Genomic DNA, 22120 nt, shown 5'->3' on the forward strand with positions numbered 1-22120 from the left:
CGGAATTGAAAAGGAAGGACCCCCTCCATGCACACTGTCCACCTCGCCAACCAAACCCTCCCCGCCATCGGCCAAGGCACCTGGCGCATGGGCGAGCGCGCCAGCGAGCAAAAGGCCGAAGTCGCCGCCCTGCGCCAGGGCGTAGAACTGGGCATGACCCTGATCGACACCGCCGAAATGTACGGCGAAGGCGGTGCCGAAGAAATAGTGGGCCAAGCCCTGCAAGGCATCCGCGACCAGGTTTACCTGGTCAGCAAGGTCTACCCCCACAACGCCAGCCGCCACGGCACTATCGAGGCGTGCGAGCGCAGCCTCAAACGCCTGCGCACCGACACCATCGACCTCTACCTGCTGCACTGGCGCGGCCAGCACCCGCTGGAAGAAACCGTGGAAGCCTTCGAACGCCTGCGTGAGCAAGGCAAGATCGGCCGGTGGGGCGTATCCAATTTCGACCTCGACGATATGCACGAACTCGCCAACCCCACCTGCGCCACCAACCAGGTGCTCTACAGCCTGGAACAACGCGGCGTGGGGTTCGACCTGCTGCCCTGGTGCCAGCAACAGGGCATGCCCTTAATGGCCTACTGCCCGGTAGGCCAGGGCGGGCGCCTGCTCGTCGATGCCACTCTGTGCCAGATAGCCGAGCGCCGGAATGCCACCCCGGCTCAGGTGGCACTGGCCTGGCTGGCGCAGCAGGGCGGGGTGATTGCCATTCCCAAGGCCGTTACCCCGGCCCATGTGCGTGCCAATGCCGCTGCGCTGGAGCTGACCCTGGACGCCGCCGACCTGCGTCTGCTCGACGGCGTCTTCCCGCCGCCCACCCGTAAACGCCCTTTGGCCATGGTGTAAGAAACGAATGCGCAAACGCCGAGGGGTGTCGCCCAGTCTGCTCAGTTGTGCCGTGGTGTTGCTTGGGTGCATGGCCGTGCTGGTGCTGGCACCGTTGCCGGTGCAACAGCTGCACAACGCCGTGTTCGACCAGTTCCAGCGCTGGCAGCCGCGCGAATACACCGGTGCGCCAGTGCGCATTATCGACCTCGACGAAGCCAGCCTGGCTCGCCTGGGCCAATGGCCCTGGCCGCGCACGCGGGTGGCCGAGCTGGTGGACAAATTGCGCGAAGCCGGCACGGCGGCGATTGTCTTCGACGTGCTGTTCGCCGAGCCGGACCGCACCTCGCCGGCCTTGCTGTTGCAGGACCAAGGCCTGGACGACGCGCTGCTCAGCCAGTTGCAGGCATTGCCCGACCACGACAGCCAACTGGCCACGGCGCTGGCCAGCAGCAACGCGGTGCTGGGTTTTGGCACCGAGCGGCGGCCAGGCGCTAACGGCTTGCCGTTGAGTCGCTACGGTCTGGTGGCGACCGAGCCGTCGCCGATACCGTTTCTGCCGCAGTACGCCTCTGCCGTGCGGGCACTGCCGGTGCTGGAACAAGCCGCCCTTGGCAGCGGTGCATTGACGTTCGATCCTGATACCGACGGCGTGGTGCGCAAGGTGCCGCTGCTGGTGGCCTTGGGCGACCAGGCGCGGCCGTCGCTGGTGGCCGAGGCGCTGCGGGTGGCGCAGCGTTCGCCCTTGTACCGGGTGCACACCGGGGAGGCCGGTATAGAGCGCATCGATATCGGCCGTCTGCAAATTCCCACCAACCGCCGTGGCGAGCTGTGGGTGCATTTCACCGTGCCGCAGGCGGTGCGCACCATTGCCGCCTGGCAAGTGCTGGCCGGGCAGGCGCCTGCCGGGTTGCAAGGCAGCATCGCCCTCATCGGCACCTCGGCCCAGGGCCTGCAAGACCTGCGCTTTAGCCCGCTGGGCGGGATCATTCCGGGTGTGGAGGTGCACGCACAGGCGCTGGAGCAAATACTGAGCGGCGAATACCTTCAGCGGCCGGGCTGGGCACCGGCCGTGGAGGCGCTGGCGTTGCTGCTGGGCGGCTTGTTGGTGTGCCTGCTGGCGCTGCGCGTGCGTGCGCTGCCGGCGGCCGGGCTGACGCTGCTGCTTATCGCTACGCTCAATGGCCTGGCGTGGTACGCCTTTAGCGTTGAGCGCCTGCTGCTCGACCTGTTTACTCCGGGCCTGGGCCTGGCGCTGCTCTACAGCGTGGCGAGCATCAGCCATCACGTGGCCAGTGAGCGCGAGCAGCGCTGGGTGCGCGAGGCGTTTTCCCGCTATGTGTCGCCAAACCTGGTCAAGCACCTGGTGGATAACCCCGGCCAACTGACCCTGGGCGGTCATCGGCAGGTGTGCAGTTTTGTGTTTACCGACCTCACCGGCTTTACCGAAATGATGGAGCGGCAAACACCGGAGGCGGTGGTCAGCCTGCTTAACGATTATCTGGAACAGGTGATCGGCATTGCTTTCCGTCACGACGGCACGTTGGACCGCATTGTCGGTGATGCCGTGGCCATCATGTTTTCTGCGCCGTTGCCCCAGGCCGATCACGCGCAGCGGGCATTGAGCTGCGCGCTGGAAATCGACCGCTTTGCCCAAGGCTATGTCGCCCAGTTGCAGGCCCGTGGCATCGCCTTCGGTCAAACCCGTATCGGCGTGCACAGCGGCGAAGTGGTAGTGGGCAACTTCGGCGGCTCGACCATCTTTGACTACCGCGCCTTGGGCGACCCGGTGAACACCACGTCGCGCCTGGAAAGCCTTAACCAGTACCTGGGCACCCGCGTATGCGTGTCGGCCGCTATCGCGCGCAGTAACCCGCAGGTGCCCATGCGCGCGGTGGGCAAGGTGCAACTGAAGGGCAAGTCGGCGGCGGTGGAAGTGTTTGAGCCTTTGCAGGCGGTGGACGATGCGTATGACGCCGCCCACCTGCTCTTGATGACGGGGGATGCGGGGGCATTGGCGGCGTTTACGGCGCTGCATGAACAGCGGCCGGCGGATGGCTTGGTGCGGTTTCATTGGCAGCGGTTGGCGGCCGGGGAACGTGGCGATGCGTTTGCCATGACCCGCAAGTAGACCACACGCATTGAGACTGAAACTGCTGTCACCCGGAAGCTCAGCTCCGGTAGGAGCGGCCTCAGCCTCGATGTTTTTTAAACCCTTTTATGCCGTCAGGTCGTCGCACCGCTGTTCATCACGTTAATGTTTGATCGCGCGAATGCTCCATCACGCCAATGTTCCATCACGGAAGTCGCGCAACGCCTGCTCCACTTCCTCACGGGTATTCATCACGAACGGCCCGTATTGCACGATGGGTTCGCCCAGCGGCTTGCCCGCCACCAGCAACACATTGGCGCCCTGTTCGCTACCAAGGTGCAATTCACCCTGATCCGACAGCCGCACCAAGCGCCCGGCTTCCACCGTGCGCCCGTCAACTTGAAGGCTACCGTCATATACATACAGCATCACCCGATGCCCTTCGGGTAGGCGCGGCGCCACGCTGTGGCCTGCGCCCAGGCGCAAGTCGAACAGGTGGGGCTCGGTATTCGGGCGCTGCACGGCGCCGAGTTGCTGCACCTGGCCGTCGTCAAACTGCCCGGCGATTACCACCACTTCAACGCCTTGCGCGGTGTGAATACGCGGAATCTCGACGGCGGGGATGTCGCGGTAGCCCGGGTCGCCGAGCTTGTCTTTGCCCGGAAGGTTGAGCCACAGCTGAAAGCCACGCATCACACCTTCTTCCTGCTCCGGCATTTCACTGTGGATGATGCCGCGCGCGGCGGTCATCCACTGCACGCCGCCGTTGCCGAGCAGGCCCACGTTGCCCAGGTGGTCTTCGTGGCGCATGCGGCCTTCAAGCATATAGGTGATGGTTTCAAACCCCCGGTGCGGGTGGGGCGGGAAGCCGGCGATGTAGTCGTCGGGGTTGACCGAGCCGAATTCATCGAGCATCAGAAAGGGGTCGAAACGTTCCACGCCCAGGCCGCCGAACACACGGTTAAGGCGTACGCCAGCGCCGTCGGAGGCGGGTTGGCCGGGTTGGATGCTGAGGACGGTGCGGTTCATGGCCAGAGGCTCCAATCAAGTGATGGCGCCATGGTAAAGCTTTCGATCAGATTGATTGGCTCGAAATTGGCGCTATATCAATCGAATTTATGAATGATTCGGCAGCGTGTAGGAGCGGCTTCAGCCTCGATGCTCGTGAGCTTGAAGGCATCGAGGCCAAATCCTCTCCTACAACACAGCGGGGACTGCTTACTCGGCGATCTGCAACTTGCGCGCCTCGGTGTACACGTAGCGCACTTTCTCGTATTCGAACGGCGAGTTGGTCTGGCCGTAGCGGAAGGTGGTCACGTAGCGGCGGTCGATGGAGCGCAGCAGGAACAATTCCGGGTGGTCCTGGCTGACTTCGGCGACGTTGAGGAAGTTGATCTGCTGCTCGGCGGCAAAGTCGGCCACCAGGCCGCCGGTGTCGCGCAGGTTCGAGGGGCCCAGAATCGGCAGCATGATATAGGGGCCGGCCGGTACGCCGTAAAAACCCAGGGTCTGGCCGAAGTCTTCCGACTGCTTGGGCAGACCCATCATGGTCGCCGGGTCCCACAGGCCGGCAATGCCGATGGTGGTGTTCAGCAGCAGGCGGCCGGTGGTTGCCATCGAGCGCTGGCCTTTGAACTGCAGCAGGCTATTGAGCAGGTTGGGGATATCACCCAGGTTGCTAAAGAAGTTGCTCACGCCGCTGCGCACGAACTGCGGGGTGACGTAGCGATAGCCGTCGACCACCGGCAGAAACACCCACTCATCGAAGCGGTAGTTGAAGTGGTAGATGCGCCGGTTAACCGATTCCAGCGGGTCGTACACGTTAAGGGCATCGAGGGTCGAGCGCTCGAATTCACGCTGGTCCAGTCCCGCGTTGAATTTCAACGCTTTGAGCGGCTCGGTGAAACCGTCGGCTTCGGCAGCCACGCCTGGCGCGGATACCGGTTCGGCGGCGTAGGTGGCGCCGCTGGCGAGCAGCATGGCAAGCAGCAAGGATGTTTTAGTCATGAAGCAGCTCCAGCATGGCGGCAGTATTTACGCGGTAGTTGAGGTTGCCGCAGTGCCCGCCATGCGGGTACACGGTCAGGCGGTCGCCCATCGTTCTGCGTAAAAAGCCCAGGTCGCCAGGGCCGAGAATCACGTCGTCCTTGTTGTGCATCACCACAATCTTCTTGCTGGTTTTCAGGTAATCCTCCAACGCGTACAGGCTCACCTGGTCGATTAGCTGCAGCAGGCTGCCGCCGTCGGTGCGCGCGCGCCACATAGGAATCAGCTGTTCGCGGATGTAGCAGTCGAAGTCGCACTGCAGGGCTTTGCGAAAGTAGGGCGTGAGGCTGGTGCCTTCGCTGATCGGGGTTTCCGGCGGGGTAATCAGGCCACGGCGGTTGATCAGGTCCGAGGTGAAGGCGATGTCGGCCGAGGAGAAGCGGAAAGAAGTACCAATCAGCATCGCCAGTTGTTCATCGGACAGGTGCTGCTTGGACTGTTGCAGGTCGTAGAGCATCGCATCGTTGATATCGATGTAGCCCTTCTGCTGGAAGTAGCGGGTGAGCTTTCTCAGCACGGTGTCATAGAAGGTGCTGCTGTTGGAGATGCCCTTGACCTCGGTTTGTACCAGCCGGTCGAGGTTGGTGATGGAGGTGTAGAGGTTTACCGGCGGGTTGAGCATCAACACTTTCTTGAAGTTGAAGCTGCGCCGGGTTTCATCCAGTTTGCTGACGAATGCCGCGTTCAGAGCGCCGAGGCTGTAGCCGGTGAGGTAGAAGTCGGTGACGTCCACTTCCGGGTGTTGCGCGCGCACAGCTTGCATCACGCGGTAGAGATCGTCCGCATCTTCGGTGCTGACACCGGGTGTGGCGTGGCGCGAGGCGGCGGTCATAAAGTCGTAGCTGGTGGGCGAGGACAACTGCACCACGTGGTAGCCGGCGCCGTAGAACACCTTCTTGAGGTTTTCAGCCAGGGTGCTGGAGTAATGCGCGCCGGTGCCGGCGATGATGAAAATCAGCGGCGCCGGGCCTTTCTGTTTGGCCATGCGGTAGCGCAAGGTTTTTACCGGCCAGAAGTTGTCCGGTACCTCCAGTTCGCGCTCAGGGTGCAGGTTGAGGGTGTAGTCGGCCTGGTCGATATCCCGATCGTCCGGCACCGCCGCGCGCAGCTCCGGCGGCGTTGTGGCAATGGTGGCTTCGAACGGGTTGGTAAGTGGAAAACCGTAGCTGGCCTCGTCGATGTCGGCGGCCGACAACAACGGGCTCAGGCATAGACCAGCCATAAGCGCGGCAAAACGTAAGAGGCGCGGCATCGCAAATCCCTTTAGAAGATAAAGTGCAGAGTGAATCCGGCGTTATGACAACGGGTACGCTGGTATAGCACAGACATTTTCATTCGGCCTGTTTACCCAATTCGGCCAGTGCGGCGCCGCTCAGGCGGTAGGTGGTCCAGTCGTCCTGGGGGCGCGCGCCAAGGCGCCGATAAAAGCCCAGCGCCGGCTCGTTCCAGTCCAGCACCGACCACTCCAGACGCCCGCAACCGCGTTGCACCGCCAACTGCGCCAGACGGGCCAGCAAGGCTTTACCCAGGCCCGAGCTGCGTGCGTGTTCACGCACGTACAGGTCTTCCAGATAAATACCGGGCTTGCCCAAAAACGTAGAGAAGTTCGGAAAGAACAGCGCAAATCCCTGGGGCTCGCCATCCAGTTCGCCAATCAATACTTCGGCAAAAGGCCGTGGGCCGAACAGGTTGGTGGTGAGGTCTTCGGGTGTGGCCACGGCCTGATCGCTGAGCTTTTCGTACACCGCCAACTCATGGATCAGGCTAAGGATCAGGCTCACGTCGTCGGGGGTAGCATTGCGCAATTGAATACGGGACATACAGGCTCCTCAAATGGCGGAATGAGCGGAGCTTGCAGGCTCTTGGCGCGCACGGCAACAGGGTGCTACACAAACCGTGCACAAGGCTTGATGTTTCGTGCTGTAACCCTTGCATACCGCGGTCGGACGTTTATCCTGAGCGCCGATTTATCTACCGGAGAAACCCATGTCCCGTCGTTTGCCCCTGATCGCCTTGCTGGTCGTTCTGGCCCTGTGGCTGGCCGCCGCCTATGGGCTGCGTTTTGCCCTGATGGAAGACAGCCAGTGGGTTGGCATTTGCGTTGACCAGGCGCAGCGCTGGGAATGCCAGGTGCGTGATGGCCTGGGTCTGCTGATTCACTTTCGCATCATTGCCTGGGCTGGCCTTGGCGGCGCGCTGGTGGCGTTTTTCGTGCCCGGCCGTGCCGGCTGGTGGTTGGCGGTAGCGGCCCTGGTGTTCGCGCTGCCGGCGTTGGTGCTGTACAGCGCCAGCCTGGCGGTGTTTGCCGTAGTGGTTGCCGCGTTGCGGTTGGTGCGGGCACCGCGCCTGGTTGCCTGACCCTACATAACCACAATAAAAAAGGGGCTCATCCGAGCCCCTTTTTTTGTGTCTGGGTATCGGCCTTAATTGGCCTTGACCCGCAAGCTGCGCCACAGCGCCGCTACCATCACTGCACTCACCGCCGCCCAGCCCAGCGCCTGCCAGTTATCCAGGGTCTCCTGGTACAACTGCGGCAGGATGCCGGCGCCGACGATCAGGGTCAGCAGCGCGATCTCGCGGCGTGGGCCGGCCACCGGGCGGCAGACGTACACCAGCGCCGGCAACACCAGCACCATGCTCGGGAAGCAGCGGTAGCGCGGGTCGAACACCAGGCCTAGCATCAGCACCGCTGCCGCAAAGCCACTGGCGGCCAGCCACCAGCCGCCACGAGCTTGCAACCAGCTATAGAGGTTGGCGCGCCAGCCGGCCTTGCTCGACAGCGCCAACGCGCCGTGGGCCAGCACCACCAGGTTAAGGCCGACCAGAAACGCCGCCCACGCCCATTCACCCACATAACGGCTATTCACCCGCGCCATCTCGCCCCACAAGGCAATGCAGCACGCGCCAACCGCTGCCAGCAACGGCAGCACCAGCGCCGAACGGGTGGAGCTGGGGCGACCGGCCAGCAGCAGGGTGGCGAGGAAGATCACGCCGCTCACGCTCAGCCACAAGGTCCAGTTGGCGAAGTTGGAAACCGGGCCGGCCAGTACGGCTTTGTCCTGGCGGTCGGCGTCGAACAGGCCCCAATAGCCGCCCATGGCGCCTTCGCTGACGCGCTTCCAAGGTTGGTCAAAGGCTTCGATCAGGTTGTAGTTCCAGCCGTTCTGCTCGGCCATGGCGACAAAACCACGGATGAACTTGGCTTCGTTGACGCGGCTAGGTACGGCGGTTTCGCGCTGACGGCCTTCGCTTGGCCAGCCGGTTTCGCCAATAAAGATGTCCTTGGGCGCGAACTTGCTGCCGAACACCTTACGAATCTCGGCGACGTGGGCCAGGGCTTCGTCAATGCCGGTGGGGTCATCTTCCCAGTACGGCAGCAGGTGAATGGTGAGGAAGTCCACGGCCGGGGCCACTTCCGGGTGCTTGAGCCAGAATTCCCAGACGTCGGCGTAGGTCACCGGCTGTTTGATCTGCGACTTCACTTCGCCAATCAGCTTGGCCAACTGGGCACCGGTGACTTCTTTGCGCAGCAGGGTCTCGTTGCCGACGATCACCGACTCCACCACATCAGGGTTCTCGTTGGCCGATTTGATCAGCGCATCGACTTCTTTCTTGGTGTCCACCGGGTTGCCGTTGACCCAGGCGCCGAGCATCAGCTTCAGGCCGTGCTTGCGCGCCAGGTCCGGAATGGCTTCCAGCCCGGTCATGGAATAGGTGCGTATGCAGTGGAAGCGCGTGGCCAACAGGGCCAGGTCGGCATCCATACGCTCCGGGCGCAGGGCGAAAGGCTGGTCGAACGGCGACTGGTCCTTGTCGAACGGCGTGTAGGAGGCGCACTGCAATTTGTGCGTGGGCGTCGCGGCATCGGGCAGCACCAGGGGTTTGCCCAGGCCATACCAGAGGCCGCCAATGGCGAACACGGCAAGCAGGCAGGCGAACACGTAGGGCAGGGCGGGAAAACGAGCGGTAGCGGGCATAGTTAGGCGCGTCTGGGGGCAAAGCCGCGCAGTTTACCTGCATTCCCGTCAATTAGCGTAGAGCCGCCGTTGGCGTGTGTTAGCGCATATGAATGGTGGCGTGAAACGGGTACTTGAACGGCCGTTCAATCATAAATTTCAAGGGCTTGGCAGTCCCCGTGACGGCCTTGAGTATCAGTCTTGTCGTTGCTGAATCAATGATGTCGTTTCTTGGCCGTGTTCATGTCGTTCTTGGAGCAGGTGCCATCACCGGTTGGGTCGATTATCCAGGCGTCGGCACACGACTGACTCAGGGCGTGGGCCAGGGATCACTCAACAGGCACCGCCACTAGATAGACCAACTACAAGACACCACCACCTGCCACTCGGCAGTCGCCGAGCCACTAATTTCGGGGAACAGACTTATGAGCAAAATGCGTCGGTTATTGGGTTTGGGTGCGGGTATCGCACTGGCACTGAGCACCGGTTTGGCAGGTGCGGCAGATAAACCCACGTTGAAGATCGGCTACGTCGATGGCTGGTCCGACAGCGTCGCCACCACCCACGTCGCAGCGGAAATCATCAAGGAAAAACTCGGCTACGACGTGCAACTGATGCCCGTCGCGACCGGCATCATGTGGCAAGGCGTGGCCAAGGGGCAGCTCGATGCCATGTTGTCGGCCTGGCTGCCGGTGACCCACGGTGCCTACTACGAAAAACTCAAGGACCAGGTGGTGGATCTGGGCCCCAACTTCAACGACGCCAAGATCGGTCTGATCGTGCCCGAGTACGTCAAGGCCAAGACCATTGGTGACCTGCAAGGCGAGAAAGCCGGTTTCGGCGGCCGTATCGTGGGTATCGATGCCGGTTCAGGCGTGATGCTGAAAACCGACCAGGCCATCAAGGACTACGGTCTGGACTACAAACTGCTGGCCAGCTCCGGCAGCGCCATGACCGCCGAACTGGCCCGCGCCATTCGCTCCGAGAAGCCGATTGCAGTAACCGGCTGGATTCCACACTGGATGTTCGCCAAGTACAAACTGCGCTTTCTGGAAGACCCCAAAGGTGTGTACGGCGCAGCTGAACACGTAGACAGCATCGCCAACCCGGGCCTGGAGGCCAAAGCACCAACCGTGGTGGCCTTCCTGAAAAAATTCACCTGGACCCCGGATGAAATCGGCGGCGTGATGCTGGCCGTGGAAGAGGGCGCCAAGCCTGCTGAAGCCGCCAAGAAATGGGTGGCTGAACACCCCGACCGCGTAAACGAGTGGTTGAAATAAGTAACGATACGCCGCATGCCGAAGCCGCTCACCGAGCGGCTTTTGCTTTTGTAGCGTGTGCTCTGCGCACCGTTGCGATTGCCGATGAATCGCTTGGTGCGCGTAGCACACCCTACAAAAGCAAAAGCGTCGTCGCGCGTTGAGACCATGGTCTCGAATAAGACTAAGGTCGTCTGTCGTTCGGCTATAGGAGAACTAGAGTTAAACCTCACCAGCAACTCGTGCTGCGGAGGATAAAAATAAAATGAACGACAGCATCTACGAGCGGATTGAAAGAAGTCCGCGCTTCAAAGAACTGGTAGCCAAGCGCGAGCGATTCGCCTGGATACTCTCGGCCATCATGCTTGGCCTCTATGTGGCCTTCATCCTGATCATCGCCTTTGACCCGAGCCTGTTCGGTACGCCGATCAGCGAAGGTTCGCCCACCACCTGGGGGATTCCAGCCGGTATCGGCCTGATCCTCTCCGCCTTTGTGCTCACCGGTATCTACGTGTACCGCGCCAACGGCGAGTTCGATGACCTGAACCAGGCCATTCTGGACGAGGTGAAACAATGATCGCCCGCCTTCTCGCCGCTTGCGGCCTGCTCGCGTTTGCTCAGGGTTCCTGGGCGGCCGATGCCATCAGTGGCGCGGTAGAGCGCCAGCCAATCAACGTATCGGCCATCGTCATGTTTGTGGCGTTTGTGGGTGCCACGCTGTTTATCACCTACTGGGCATCGAAGAAAAACAACTCCACCGCTGACCACTACGCCGCTGGCGGCAAAATCACCGGTTTCCAAAACGGCCTGGCGATTGCCGGCGACTACATGTCGGCGGCCTCGTTCCTGGGTATTTCCGCGCTGGTGTACACCTCCGGCTATGACGGCCTGATCTACTCGATCGGCTTCCTCGTTGGCTGGCCGATCATTCTGTTCCTGATCGCCGAGCGCCTGCGCAACCTGGGCAAATACACCTTTGCCGACGTGGCCTCCTACCGTCTCAAGCAGAAAGAAATTCGCACCCTGTCGGCCAGCGGTTCGCTGGTGGTGGTGGCGTTTTATCTGATTGCGCAGATGGTTGGTGCCGGCAAGCTGATTCAACTGCTGTTCGGCCTGGACTACCACGTGGCAGTGATTCTGGTCGGCATTCTGATGGTGCTGTACGTGCTGTTTGGCGGCATGTTGGCCACCACCTGGGTGCAGATCATCAAGGCCGTGTTGCTGCTGTCGGGCGCCTCGTTCATGGCGCTGATGGTGATGAAAACCGTCAACTTCGACTTCGGTACGCTGTTCTCCGAAGCGGTGAAAGTGCACGCCAAAGGTCAGGCCATCATGAGCCCTGGCGCATTGGTGAGTGACCCGGTTTCGGCAATTTCGCTGGGCTTGGCGCTGATGTTCGGTACTGCCGGCCTGCCACACATTCTCATGCGCTTCTTCACCGTGAGCGATGCCAAAGAAGCCCGCAAGAGCGTGTTCTACGCCACCGGCTTTATCGGCTACTTCTACATCCTCACCTTTATCATCGGCTTTGGCGCGATCCTGTTGGTCAGCACCAACCCGGCGTTCAAGGATGCCGCCGGTGCGCTACTGGGTGGCAACAACATGGCCGCGGTGCACCTGGCTAACGCCGTCGGTGGCAGCCTGTTCCTGGGCTTTATCTCGGCTGTGGCCTTCGCCACCATTCTGGCGGTAGTGGCCGGTCTGACCCTGGCGGGTGCGTCGGCGGTATCGCACGACATCTATGCCAGCGTGATCAAAGGCGGCAAGGCCAACGAGAAAGATGAACTGCGTGTATCGAAGATCACCACCATTGCCCTGGGCGTGCTCGCCATTGGTCTTGGGATTCTCTTCGAGAAACAGAACATCGCCTTCATGGTGGGCCTGGCGTTCTCCATTGCTGCGAGCTGCAACTTCCCGGTGCTGTTCCTTTCCATGTACTGGAAAAACCTCACCACCCGCGGCGCGATGGTGGGTGGCTGGCTGGGTCTGTTGACCGCTGTGGGGCTGATGATTCTCGGCCCAACCGTCTGGGTGCAGGTACTGGGCAACGCCAAGGCGATCTTCCCGTACGAATACCCGGCGCTGTTCTCCATGGTGGTGGCGTTTGCCGGTATCTGGTTCTTCTCCATTACCGACAAATCCACCTCGGCCGGTGAAGAACGTGCGCGCTTCCTGCCGCAGTTCGTGCGCTCGCAGACTGGCCTGGGTGCCAGTGGTGCAGCCGCTCACTGATCGGTAACCCTCTGAGTGTTTGGGCAGCCTTCGGGCTGCCTTTTTTATGCCGGGGTTTTGCCATTGGTGCGCGGAGTAAGCCGTTACTTTTGCCCTTTGCCTTTGGATTGCAGCAGCACCGCACATCGAGATCGAGATCGAGCGAGCTAGAGCAGTGCAAGGCGACATGGCTTTTTGAAGCGCAGTTGGCTGTAGCCAATTAGCATTGAAAAAGTCATGTCAACGCAGCAATGCCGACGCGCAGCCGATCGATTAGTAATAAAAAAGCCCCGCACTAAGCGGGGCTTTTTTATTACCGGCGAGGAACTAGATCCTGCCAAGCAGCGCCAGAATGATCACGATGATCAAAATGGTACCCAGAATGCCCGACGGGCCGTAGCCCCAACTTCTGGAGTGCGGGTACAACGGCAAGCCGCCGACCAGGAGGAGAATAAGTACGACGATCAGAATTGTGCTGAGGCCCATGGTTTGGATTCCTTGTTCTAGACCATAACGTGCAACTTCCTTCAGAGGCCGCCTTACCGCTGCGCTTGCCTCGTCTACTTAGTACGACTTATGTGGCTTTCCAATAATTCAGGTTATTTCTGCGCAGAATGCGGAGGAGGGTAAATGCTGTATCGCCTGGGCGCCGACGCCGTGGTGCTGGTGCACCTGTTATTTATTCTGTTTGTGCTGTTCGGCGGGTTGTTGGTGCTGCGCTGGCGGTGGCTGCTGGCGCTGCATGTGCCAGCAGTGACCTGGGGGGCGGTGGTGGAGTTCTTTCATCTGTATTGCCCGCTCACGCCGCTGGAAAACAGCCTGCGCCAAGCGGCCGGGCAGCAGGGCTACGACGGCGGTTTTATTGAGCATTACCTGATTCCGCTGATCTATCCACGCGGGCTTACAGCCTCGATGCAGCTGGTGTTTGGCAGCGTGGTGCTGGTGCTAAATATCGCCGTTTACTGGGTCGTGATCCGCCGTTTTCTAGGTGCCAAAACAGGTCTCATACGGAACGCCGAAAACGTAGCGAGCGAAGGTTTGGCAAGGCAAAAACAGGCGAAAAAGCGCAGTTGACACATAGTCAATGAGCATTTTTCGCCTGTTTTTAACGCAGCCAAAACGAGCGCAGTAGTTTTCGGTTTGCTTGGCTCATTCAGCATTCTAATGGTGCGTGGGCGGGGCTAAAGCCTTCGCTACACTGAGGCCACTCACCCCTGACACCTATAAGAAAAGGCAGCCTTACTATGCAAAATCGCATCATGATCACCGGCGCGGGTTCTGGCTTGGGCCGCGAAATCGCGTTGCGTTGGGCGCGCGAAGGCTGGCAGTTGGCGCTGTCCGATGTCAGCGAGCCGGGCCTGGCCGAAACCCTGAAGCTGGTACGTGAAGCCGGCGGCGATGGCTTTACCCTGCGCTGCGATGTGCGCGACTACAGCCAGCTCACCGCCTTGGCACAAGCCTGCGAAACCAAATTCGGCGGCGTCGACGTCATCGTCAACAACGCCGGTGTCGCCTCCGGTGGCTTCTTCAGCGACCTCTCGCTCGAAGACTGGGACTGGCAGATTTCCATCAACCTGATGGGCGTGGTCAAAGGTTGCAAAGCCTTCCTGCCGCTGCTGGAACGCAGCAAAGGCAAGATCATCAACATCGCCTCCATGGCCGCGCTGATGCAAGGCCCGGCCATGAGCAACTACAACGTGGCCAAGGCCGGCGTGGTGGCCCTGTCCGAAAGCCTGCTGGCGGAACTCAAGCAGCAGGAAATCGGTGTGCACGTGGTGTGCCCGTCGTTCTTCCAGACCAACCTGATGGACTCCTTCCGTGGCCCGACCCCGGCCATGAAAGCCCAGGTGGGCAAGCTGCTGGAAAGCAGCCCTATCAGCGCCGCCGACATCGCCGACTACATCTTTACCTCGGTTGCCAACAACGAGTTCATGATTCTGCCCCACGAACAAGGCCGCATGGCCTGGGCGCTGAAGCAGAAAAACCCGGAAATCCTGTACAACGAAATGGCCGTGATGGCCGAGAAAATGCGCGCCAAGGCTAAATAAGCAGCTCGTCAATAACTTGTCTGACTGGTCAATTTTTTTGCCAGTCAGACTTGTTAGTCACCATTGTTGAATAGTAGGGTTGCTGGCCCGGCCTGCCTGGTCGTTGTTATGTTGGCTACTCTCGTGAAACCCATATCCAAGGGCCTGCTGTTTGTCGCCCTGGTGCTGGCCGCTATCAATTTGCGCCCCGGCATCACCTCGCTTGCTCCCCTTATCGAACAGATCGCCAACGAGCTGAACCTCAGCCGTGGCCTTATCGCCCTTACCACCGCCTTGCCCGTATTGTGCATGGGCCTGCTGGCACCCATGGCGCCGCGTCTGGCTGTGCGCTTTGGTCTGGAACGCACTATTACGGGCTGCATGGTGTTGATCGGCAGTGCGCTGGTGCTGCGCCTGGCCAGCCATAACAGCATGGTGCTGATTGGGAGTGCAGTGTTTGTCGGCGCCGGTATTGCGGTGGCGGGGCCGTTGTTGTCCGGTTTTATCAAGCGCCATTTTGTCGGCAAGGTCGGCCGGGTGGTGGCCTGGTATTCGCTGAGCATGACCATCGGCGGTGCCGGTGGCGCCGTGCTGACCGGACCGCTCACCAGCCTGCTCGGCGAGCGCTGGCACTGGGGCCTGGCGATCTGGGCGGTGCCGGCACTGCTGGCCGTGTTGCTGTGGCTGTGGGTGCCGAATAAACATGAAGACCCCGCCGAAGTGGGCAGCGGCGGTGGCTTGCCTTGGCGTGAACCACGGGCGTGGGTGATCACCGGCTTCTTCGCGATTCAGGCCGGGCTGTTTTACACCCTCACCACCTGGCTGACGGCGCGCTACCACGAAGTGGGCTTCGACGCGTCGCAGAGCAACACGCTGTTCAACTCGTACATGATGATCGGCCTGCCAAGTGCCTTCGTGCTGCCCTGGCTGGCCCAGCGTTACGACAACCGCGCCCAGCTGCTGCTGGGGTGCGCCGTGGCGTCGAGCCTGTGCCTGGGCATGATTTCCTTTATGCCGCAGGTATTGCCGCAAGTCTGGGCGCTGCTGCTGGGGCTGGCGCTGAGTGGCTCGTTCGCGCTGTCGCTGGTGCTGCCGATGTATGAAGTGAATACGCCGCTGGCGGTCAGCCGCTGGACCGCGATGATGCTCTGCGCCGGTTACAGCATCAGCAGCTTTACGCCGATTCTGACCGGCCTGGTGCGCGACCTTACCGGCAGCTACCAGGTGCCGTTTATCGTGCTTACCGGCTTGGCCATCAGCATGGTCTTCCTTGCATGGTCGTTGCGCACCCGCGCCACCCCCGTCGCGGCGCAGTAACAAAATGCCGCACCCGCCCACACCCCGCGCGGGCTGTGGGCTTTATGACCGTGGCGTGACGGTTTTTCTCTGCTAGCGTTACCAGCCAGCAGTTTTCAGATTTTCACGTGGCGGTTATCTGGCATAATCGCGCCCCCTTTCGACCTGAACAGAAAACCACATGTTCGATCTTTTCAGCGGGCTGGAACCCTGGGTAATCATCAGCCTGATCCTGGCCCTGGCGTTCGTCCTGTTCTTCGAGTTCATCAACGGCTTCCATGACACCGCCAACGCGGTGGCTACCGTTATCTACACCAAAGCCATGCCGCCGCACCTGGCGGTCATGCTCTCCGGTGTTTTCAACTTCCTCGGTGTGTTGCTCGGCGGCGTGGGCGTGGCCTATGCCATCGTGCACCTGCTGCCGGTGGAGTTGCTGATCAACGTGAACACCGGCCACGGGCTGGCCATGGTGTTCTCGCTGCTGGCGGCCGCCATCACCTGGAACCTGGGCACCTGGTACTTCGGTATTCCGGCCTCCAGTTCCCACACCCTGATTGGCTCCATTCTCGGGGTTGGCCTGGCCAACGCCCTGATCAGCGATATTCCGCTGGCCGACGGCGTGAACTGGCAGAAAGCGATTGATATCGGCATGTCGCTGATCGCCTCGCCCATTGCCGGTTTTGTGGTCGCAGCCCTGGTGCTGATGGGGCTGAAATGGTGGCGCCCGCTGTCCAAGATGCACAAAACCCCGGAGCAGCGCCGCAAGATCGACGACAAGAAACACCCGCCGTTCTGGAATCGCCTGGTGCTGGTGCTGTCGGCCATGGGCGTGAGTTTCGTGCACGGCTCCAACGACGGGCAGAAAGGCATTGGCCTGATCATGCTGGTGCTTATCGGTATCGTGCCTGCGCAGTTCGTACTGGACCTGAACAGCACCACCTACCAGATCGAACGCACCCGTGACGCCACTATTCACCTGAGTCAGTTCTACGACCGCAATCGCGAAAGCCTCGGTGACTTCCTGGCCCTTGGCAAAGCCAACACTGCCGAAATGCCCGAGCTGTTTCGCTGCAACCCGCAACAGACCGAAGCCACCATCGCCGGTCTGCTGAGCGACCTCAAAGGCGTGACCGATTACCACAGCCTGGCACCGGACACCCGCATTCAAGTGCGCCGTTACCTGCTGTGCCTGGACGACACCGCGAAGAAAGTCGGCAAGCTCGATACCTTGGCCTCCCGTGAGAAGTCCGATCTCGAGAAGCTGCGCAAAGACCTCACCGCCACCACCGAATACTCGCCGTTCTGGGTGATTCTGGCCGTGGCCCTGGCCCTGGGTATCGGCACCATGGTGGGTTGGAAGCGTGTGGTACTGACCATCGGCGAGAAGATCGGCAAGCAGGGCATGACCTACGCCCAGGGCATGTCGGCACAGATCACCGCCGCCTGCGCCATTGGCCTGGCCAACGTGTTCAGCCTGCCGGTTTCCACCACCCACGTGTTGTCCTCGGGTGTGGCCGGCACCATGGTCGCCAACAAGAGCGGCCTGCAAGGCGGCACCGTGCGCAATATCTTGCTGGCCTGGCTGCTGACGCTGCCGATTTCGATGGGCCTTGCAGCCAGCCTGTTCTGGCTCGCGACACGGTTCGTCGATTAACAAAAAAGCCCCGCCTCTAGCGGGGTTTTTTACGGAGGCGGATATCGCTTGGTGCGCGGAGCACACCCTACAAGAGCAAGCCGCACTCTGCTTTCGTAGGGTGTGCTCCGCGCACCAAGCGATTTACCAGTGGTTACAGCTCAACCACATGCCCTTCTTTGGCCGGCACCTGCCCGTGGTACAGCTTGCCGATCAATTCCTGCGCCGACGCAAACCCTTGGCTCACCTTCACCTCCAGCAGCGGCGTGATCTGGTCATAAAACCGCACCAGCCCTTCGCCAATATGCTCGGACACCTTAACCGGCCCCCAATCAGCATTACGCTTGCGCAGCTGAATCGGCGCGAAGAACAGCTGCGGCTGCGGCCCGGTGATGGCAGTGAGTTGGGCCGGGTCGGTGCTTTGTGCAGAGCCCGCGCAGCAGCTGTACACCAGCTGGCTGCCAAAATGCTGGTGCACCCGGTCACGCAGGGCCAGGTCGCTGGAAAAATCCACGTACAGGGTCGGCTGGTCGGTGCTCAGCTGGCTCAGGTCGTCATAGGCCAGGGTTTGCTCGTAGCAACCCAAACCATCCACGAACGCGGTGTTGCCGCGCGAAGTCAGCGCCACACGTTCTACGCCGGCGCCATCCAAGCACACGGCGGTGGCAAAGGCGGTCTTGCTCGAGGCGCTGGAAAACACCAGGCGGGTGGCGCCGAAGAAAGCGTTGTCTTCGAGAAAATCCGCCAGCATGGAGGAGGTAAGAAACAGCGGCTTGAGCAGAATCTGCAGGTTTTCCGTGGCCGGGCTGTAATACGGGTCCCAGCTGCAACGGGTGTATTGGTTATACGCCGAGGTCAGGTTGCGGCGGTGTTCGGCGCCATCGTAGAAGCCGCGGTCGGTTACGCGCTCAGGCTTCATGCGCAGGTGGCTGGCAATCGGGAAATAGCCATAGAAGCGCTCGCCCACGGCCACGCCTTCCACGTTGGAAGCCACCACATCGGCAAAGCCCCACACCGGCACATGGCCTAGACCGGCGTCCCCGGTGGGGAAGAAGTCCCAGTAATTCATCGAGTCGCCAAAGGCGGCGTAGGTGATGTTGTTGGTGGTCAGCGACAGGCGTTCGAGCTTGACCACAATCTCGCCCGGCGCTGCGCTCAGGTCCTCCTCGTGCTGCTCGATATGGCTCTGGTCCAGTGCATTTTTTTCGGTTAGTAGGCGTGTTACGTTGCTGCGACCTGACATGGTGGGCTCCTGGTTTTTGTGGGGAGTAAGCGTGTCGCCACAGAGTACGAGCTAACCATGAAGCGCGGGTTCGGAAACGCCAGCACACCGTCAGCCAGCCCGGCAAAGCCGCGCAGCAAGCCGCTTAAACGCCCAAGCCAGGCCCGCGCCATCTTTACCGTGGAGGCCATCTACGAAGCCTTTGTTCGGATTTGGCTGCGCGAGGGCTGGACGTCGTTGACCACTCGCGCCGTCGCCCTGGAAGCGGGCGTCGCCATCGGCACCCTGTACGACTATTTCCCCAGCAAGGAAGCCATGCTGTCGGGGTACGTGCGCTACGGCATCGAATGCCTGCTGGCGCGCCTGGACCGCGAAGTGGTGCAGCCCACCGACCTGAGCTGGCAGGCGCGTGTGGAGCGCCTGCTGGAAGTCTGCTGCAACCCGCCCGAGCCCGACCGCTCTATGTTCGGCTACGAGCTGATTCAGCTCGAATACAAGATCGCCGAACGCAAACACCAGGCTCGGGCTTATGAAGAGCTAGCAAGCAAATGGCGCGAGGTGTTTGCCGCCTGCCACGACCTGCCACACCAGCCCGCCGCGCAAATTATCGATGCGTGGCTGACCAGCGTTTGGGGCGGACGACGGTACTACCTCACTGCGCAGCTAAGTGCCGAGCAGCAACGGGTGTGGTTGGCGGAGATGAAGGGGATGTTGGTGCAGCGCGTGGGGCAAGCGAGTAACTGCGACCCTGCTAAATCAATCCAGAATTAGTGTTGCGCCGACGCAGCGGGAAAAGATAGATGCGAGACCACTGTAGTCACACAGCACGGCATCTATGTTGGACTTGATCCATTCGGCCTCTTCAACAGCCCACCAATTAGTTTCATAACCAGCATTGGCAATAATGTGTTCGAACAGGATGCGTTGAGCCCGACCGTTTCCCTCGCGGAATGGATGGATCATGTTCAGGTCACCGAAATGTTCGGCTAACGCAATTACCAAGTCGGTTTTGTCGAGGTTTTCAAACCAGTTAGCTCGTGTCATCGAGTCAAAGATTTTGTTGGCTTCCGGCTCTATTCGCGATGCGGTGCAAAAGCGTGTATCACCTTTGGAAATGTCGATTGAGCGTAACGTTCCGGCCCAATCGTAAATGTCCTTGAATAAGTGGCGATGCAGATTTTGCAGATAGGCGAGGGAGTACGGAGGGAGCTGAAATTCAACTTCAGAAGCGGCGATCTGGGAAAGTTTGTATTCCGCCTCGATTAGAACGGGTTCGTCTCGAGTATTTAAACGGTTACGCAGTACCCGCGTGCCGGGATAGCAATACGGATCATCGCCAGTTCCATACTTATCCAGGAGTTAGTCCTGATTCTGCTTGATGGACTTCAACGCTTCTTCCCGAGTCTTGTACTTGAGTTCTGCGTCTTCAGGTGTTGTTTGAAAACCTTCCAGACGAAGGCTAGCTGCGTAGTTGGAAAGGCGGGATTTGGCGATATAGGCCTTTTTCGCCTCCAGGCTTTTCGAAGTCATAGCGGTCCTCCAGAAGAGCGTCAATTAGAGATTGTAGCCGATGGAAAACAATAGGCGTACCGCCATTTGGTGGGCGAAAGGAATCGTCTATCAAACCAAGCGCGTAATCCGCCGATGCCGCCACACTAGCCGGTAGTACAAGGTCTGCAAAGCCAGCATGGTCACGTAGGCCAGCGGAAAGGCCATCCACACGCCCTCCAGGCCGAAATACGCATCCAGCAGATACGCCCCCGGCGTCTGCACGGCGAGGATGCAGAAGATCGAAATGACCACCGGCATCAGCACCACGCCACTGGCGCGCATGATGCCGCCCACAATGGCCTGGTAGCCGAAAATCAGAATGCTCCAGAGCATGATGTGCAGCAGGTGCTCGGCCTGGGCGCGGGTGGCCGGGTCGGTGATAAACAGGCCCAGCAGCCAGTGCGACAGCGCGTAGCCCACCAGCACCAGGGCGCCGGTCAGGCAGGTGTTTATCCACAGGCCCGTGCGCAAAATGGCGCCAATACGTTCGACCTGGCCGGCACCGATGGCCTGGGCGCCGAGAATGGAGGCGGTGATGGCGATGGAGAGCGCGGGAAATTGCACGTAGTTGGCGATCTGCGTTACGGCGCCATAGGCGGCAGTCGCTTGCGAGCCGTGCTGGTTGACCAGCGCCAGAATCACCAGCTCCGACAGGGAGATCACCACCATCTGCACCCCGGTCGGCAGGCCGATGCGCAGTACCTTGCCGACGATTTCGCGGTTTACCCGCAGCGCCCGCAGCAGTTCGAGGTCAGGGGCCAGCACGTGGTGTTTGTAGCGCAAGCGCACGGTGAGCAGCAGCATCGCCAGCAGGTTGCTGAACAGGCCCGCATAGGCGGCGCTCTGAATGCCCATGGGCGGCAAACCGAGCCAGCCTTTGATCAGCGCCGGGGTCAGCAGCAGGCCGGCGACGGTGGAGAGAATCAGCGCCAACAGTGGCGACACGGTGTCGCTGACGCCGCGCAGCAGTTGGGTGAAGAGCACGAACACCAGCAGCAGCGGCATGATCAGCATCATCACCTGCATATAGGCGGTGGCGTCTTCCAGTACGTCCGCTGGCGTACCCAGGGCCACCATGGCCTGGCGGGCGAACACCGTACCGACCACCGCTGCCAGCAAACCAATCAACGCGCCGAGGGTGAGGGCGGTGCCGGCGATGGCTTTGACCAGATGCGGCTCCCGCGCGCCCCACGCCTGGCCAATCAGCACCGAAGCGCCGGCACCCAGGCCGATGACCAGGGCGATAAAGAAGAACACGATGGGAAACATCCCCGAGACTGCAGCCAGCGCCTGGGTGCCGAGCATCTGCCCGATGTAAATGCTATTGAGCGTGCCCGACAGCCCTTGCAGGAAGTTGGACAGCACCATGGGGACCAGAAAAACCAGGTAAACCTGCCACAGCGGGCGTTCGGGAGAGGCGGCTTGCATTTAAAGGGCTCGTGGTTCGGCAGGCGGCCATCTGAGCATGAACGCGGCGGTTTTGCACATGCGTATCGGCAAGCCGTAGGGCGAATACACCGCAGGTGTATCCGCCGATTCACCGCTAGCCGCAGAGCACGGCAGATATCCGTTGCACGGATATTCGCCCTACATATCGCTCCTGCGAAATCTCAAGCTCGGGGTTTCAAATCACCCCGGTATCATCATCGTTGATCAACTTATGCAGCCCACCTAACGCTTCGCGCGATTGGGTACGGCTAAGCAGTTTGCTTTGCGCGGCCGGCGGCAGGTCGGTGATGCGCAGTACGCCTTTGTTCATCAGCACCGAAATCAGGTCGTCGATTACCCGGATCATTTCCAGGTCGCTCTGCTTGAGTTGCAGCAGATTGCTCTCGACGCTGTGGTTGGCGTACCAGGCTTGCACGTCATGGTCATCGGCCAGCGCCGTGCCGCTGGCGCCGTCGAATGGGGCGGCTTCTACGCGCGTCAGTTCACCGAACTCGTTGCGCTGGACATACAGCATCAGCAAACCCTCTCTTGTTGGTTGTAGTGCACGGCG

At 60.8% G+C, this 22120-nt stretch carries 21 protein-coding genes and 1 pseudogene; 11 read left to right on the top strand and 11 right to left on the bottom strand.

Annotation, left to right across the window (positions count from 1 at the left end):
* Window positions 1-27 precede the first annotated feature (27 nt).
* Both PKE98_RS06025 and PKE98_RS06030 read left to right on the top strand, forming a co-directional pair.
* On the top strand, window positions 28-849 hold the full coding sequence (locus tag PKE98_RS06025) for an aldo/keto reductase (protein ID WP_271194360.1): 822 nt from the start codon (window positions 28-30) through the stop codon (window positions 847-849).
* Between the two features lie 7 nt (window positions 850-856).
* Window positions 857-2959, top strand: coding sequence for a CHASE2 domain-containing protein (locus tag PKE98_RS06030; protein ID WP_271194361.1), 2103 nt, complete (start codon window positions 857-859; stop codon window positions 2957-2959).
* Between the two features lie 150 nt (window positions 2960-3109).
* Here the strand turns inward: PKE98_RS06030 and PKE98_RS06035 are convergent, their stop codons facing one another.
* The 4 genes from PKE98_RS06035 to PKE98_RS06050 form a co-directional block, all read right to left on the bottom strand.
* Window positions 3110-3949 carry a pirin family protein gene (locus tag PKE98_RS06035; protein ID WP_373877811.1) on the bottom strand — a complete coding sequence of 280 codons (840 nt, stop codon included), beginning with the start codon at window positions 3947-3949 and terminating at the stop codon, window positions 3110-3112.
* 189 nt (window positions 3950-4138) lie between these two features.
* On the bottom strand, window positions 4139-4927 hold the full coding sequence (locus PKE98_RS06040) for an MlaA family lipoprotein (protein ID WP_271194362.1): 789 nt from the start codon (window positions 4925-4927) through the stop codon (window positions 4139-4141).
* Window positions 4920-6218: a lipid asymmetry maintenance lipase MlaY gene (gene mlaY / locus PKE98_RS06045; RefSeq protein WP_271194363.1), complete on the bottom strand. Its 1299-nt coding sequence runs from the start codon at window positions 6216-6218 to the stop codon at window positions 4920-4922. The genes PKE98_RS06040 and mlaY overlap by 8 nt, the downstream gene beginning before the upstream one ends.
* Window positions 6219-6297: 79 nt before the next feature.
* A complete protein-coding gene (locus PKE98_RS06050; protein WP_271194364.1) occupies window positions 6298-6786 on the bottom strand; it encodes a GNAT family N-acetyltransferase in 489 nt (162 codons plus the stop codon).
* A gap of 166 nt (window positions 6787-6952) precedes the next feature.
* Between PKE98_RS06050 and PKE98_RS06055 the strand changes: the two genes are divergently transcribed.
* Complete coding sequence (locus PKE98_RS06055) at window positions 6953-7324, top strand: hypothetical protein (protein WP_271194365.1); 372 nt, start codon at window positions 6953-6955, stop codon at window positions 7322-7324.
* A 65-nt stretch (window positions 7325-7389) separates the two neighbouring features.
* On the opposite strand, the gene PKE98_RS06060 is transcribed toward PKE98_RS06055, so the two are convergent.
* Window positions 7390-8943: a glycoside hydrolase family 17 protein gene (locus tag PKE98_RS06060; RefSeq protein ID WP_271194366.1), complete on the bottom strand. Its 1554-nt coding sequence runs from the start codon at window positions 8941-8943 to the stop codon at window positions 7390-7392.
* Between the two features lie 404 nt (window positions 8944-9347).
* Between PKE98_RS06060 and PKE98_RS06065 the strand changes: the two genes are divergently transcribed.
* From PKE98_RS06065 to PKE98_RS06075, 3 genes are all read left to right on the top strand, one after another.
* The gene (locus PKE98_RS06065; protein ID WP_271194367.1) at window positions 9348-10202 is read left to right on the top strand and encodes a glycine betaine ABC transporter substrate-binding protein; all 855 of its coding nucleotides are present in this window, start codon (window positions 9348-9350) and stop codon (window positions 10200-10202) included.
* 244 nt (window positions 10203-10446) lie between these two features.
* On the top strand, window positions 10447-10758 hold the full coding sequence (locus tag PKE98_RS06070; RefSeq protein WP_271194368.1) for a DUF485 domain-containing protein: 312 nt from the start codon (window positions 10447-10449) through the stop codon (window positions 10756-10758).
* Window positions 10755-12413, top strand: a complete 1659-nt coding sequence (locus PKE98_RS06075) for a cation acetate symporter (RefSeq protein WP_271194369.1) — start codon at window positions 10755-10757, stop codon at window positions 12411-12413. Before PKE98_RS06070 ends, PKE98_RS06075 begins: the two co-directional genes overlap by 4 nt.
* Window positions 12414-12719: 306 nt before the next feature.
* On the opposite strand, the gene PKE98_RS06080 is transcribed toward PKE98_RS06075, so the two are convergent.
* Window positions 12720-12878: a DUF3309 family protein gene (locus PKE98_RS06080; protein WP_108095509.1), complete on the bottom strand. Its 159-nt coding sequence runs from the start codon at window positions 12876-12878 to the stop codon at window positions 12720-12722.
* Window positions 12879-13022: 144 nt separating this feature from the next.
* On the opposite strand from PKE98_RS06080, the pseudogene PKE98_RS06085 reads away from it, so the two are divergent.
* The 4 genes and pseudogenes from PKE98_RS06085 to PKE98_RS06100 form a co-directional block, all read left to right on the top strand.
* Window positions 13023-13376 (top strand): annotated as a pseudogene (locus PKE98_RS06085) (DUF2784 domain-containing protein); the annotation flags it as partial.
* A gap of 260 nt (window positions 13377-13636) precedes the next feature.
* Window positions 13637-14440, top strand: a complete 804-nt coding sequence (locus PKE98_RS06090) for an SDR family oxidoreductase (RefSeq protein ID WP_271194370.1) — start codon at window positions 13637-13639, stop codon at window positions 14438-14440.
* 108 nt (window positions 14441-14548) lie between these two features.
* Window positions 14549-15736 (top strand): MFS transporter, encoded by a 1188-nt coding sequence (locus PKE98_RS06095; RefSeq protein WP_271194371.1) that lies wholly within the window; start codon window positions 14549-14551, stop codon window positions 15734-15736.
* A gap of 160 nt (window positions 15737-15896) precedes the next feature.
* On the top strand, window positions 15897-17369 hold the full coding sequence (locus tag PKE98_RS06100) for an inorganic phosphate transporter (protein WP_271194372.1): 1473 nt from the start codon (window positions 15897-15899) through the stop codon (window positions 17367-17369).
* 133 nt (window positions 17370-17502) lie between these two features.
* Here the strand turns inward: PKE98_RS06100 and PKE98_RS06105 are convergent, their stop codons facing one another.
* Window positions 17503-18591, bottom strand: coding sequence for a DUF2855 family protein (locus tag PKE98_RS06105; protein ID WP_271194373.1), 1089 nt, complete (start codon window positions 18589-18591; stop codon window positions 17503-17505).
* A gap of 57 nt (window positions 18592-18648) precedes the next feature.
* Between PKE98_RS06105 and PKE98_RS06110 the strand changes: the two genes are divergently transcribed.
* The gene (locus tag PKE98_RS06110) at window positions 18649-19341 is read left to right on the top strand and encodes a TetR/AcrR family transcriptional regulator (RefSeq protein ID WP_271194374.1); all 693 of its coding nucleotides are present in this window, start codon (window positions 18649-18651) and stop codon (window positions 19339-19341) included.
* Here PKE98_RS06110 and PKE98_RS06115 read toward each other — a convergent pair.
* From PKE98_RS06115 to PKE98_RS06130, 4 genes are all read right to left on the bottom strand, one after another.
* The gene (locus PKE98_RS06115) at window positions 19327-19926 is read right to left on the bottom strand and encodes a putative adenosine monophosphate-protein transferase Fic (protein WP_271194430.1); all 600 of its coding nucleotides are present in this window, start codon (window positions 19924-19926) and stop codon (window positions 19327-19329) included. The genes PKE98_RS06110 and PKE98_RS06115 overlap by 15 nt on opposite strands.
* A 3-nt stretch (window positions 19927-19929) precedes the next feature.
* Complete coding sequence (locus tag PKE98_RS06120) at window positions 19930-20100, bottom strand: YhfG family protein (RefSeq protein ID WP_271194375.1); 171 nt, start codon at window positions 20098-20100, stop codon at window positions 19930-19932.
* Between the two features lie 90 nt (window positions 20101-20190).
* Entirely contained in the window at window positions 20191-21549 is a 1359-nt protein-coding gene (locus PKE98_RS06125) for an MATE family efflux transporter (protein ID WP_271194376.1), read from the bottom strand.
* Window positions 21550-21745: 196 nt separating this feature from the next.
* Entirely contained in the window at window positions 21746-22084 is a 339-nt protein-coding gene (locus PKE98_RS06130) for a tryptophan synthase subunit beta (protein WP_271194377.1), read from the bottom strand.
* Window positions 22085-22120: the final 36 nt, after the last annotated feature.

The sequence above is a fragment of the Pseudomonas turukhanskensis genome (genome assembly GCF_027922365.1).
GTDB classification, from domain to species: Bacteria; Pseudomonadota; Gammaproteobacteria; order Pseudomonadales; family Pseudomonadaceae; genus Aquipseudomonas; species Aquipseudomonas turukhanskensis.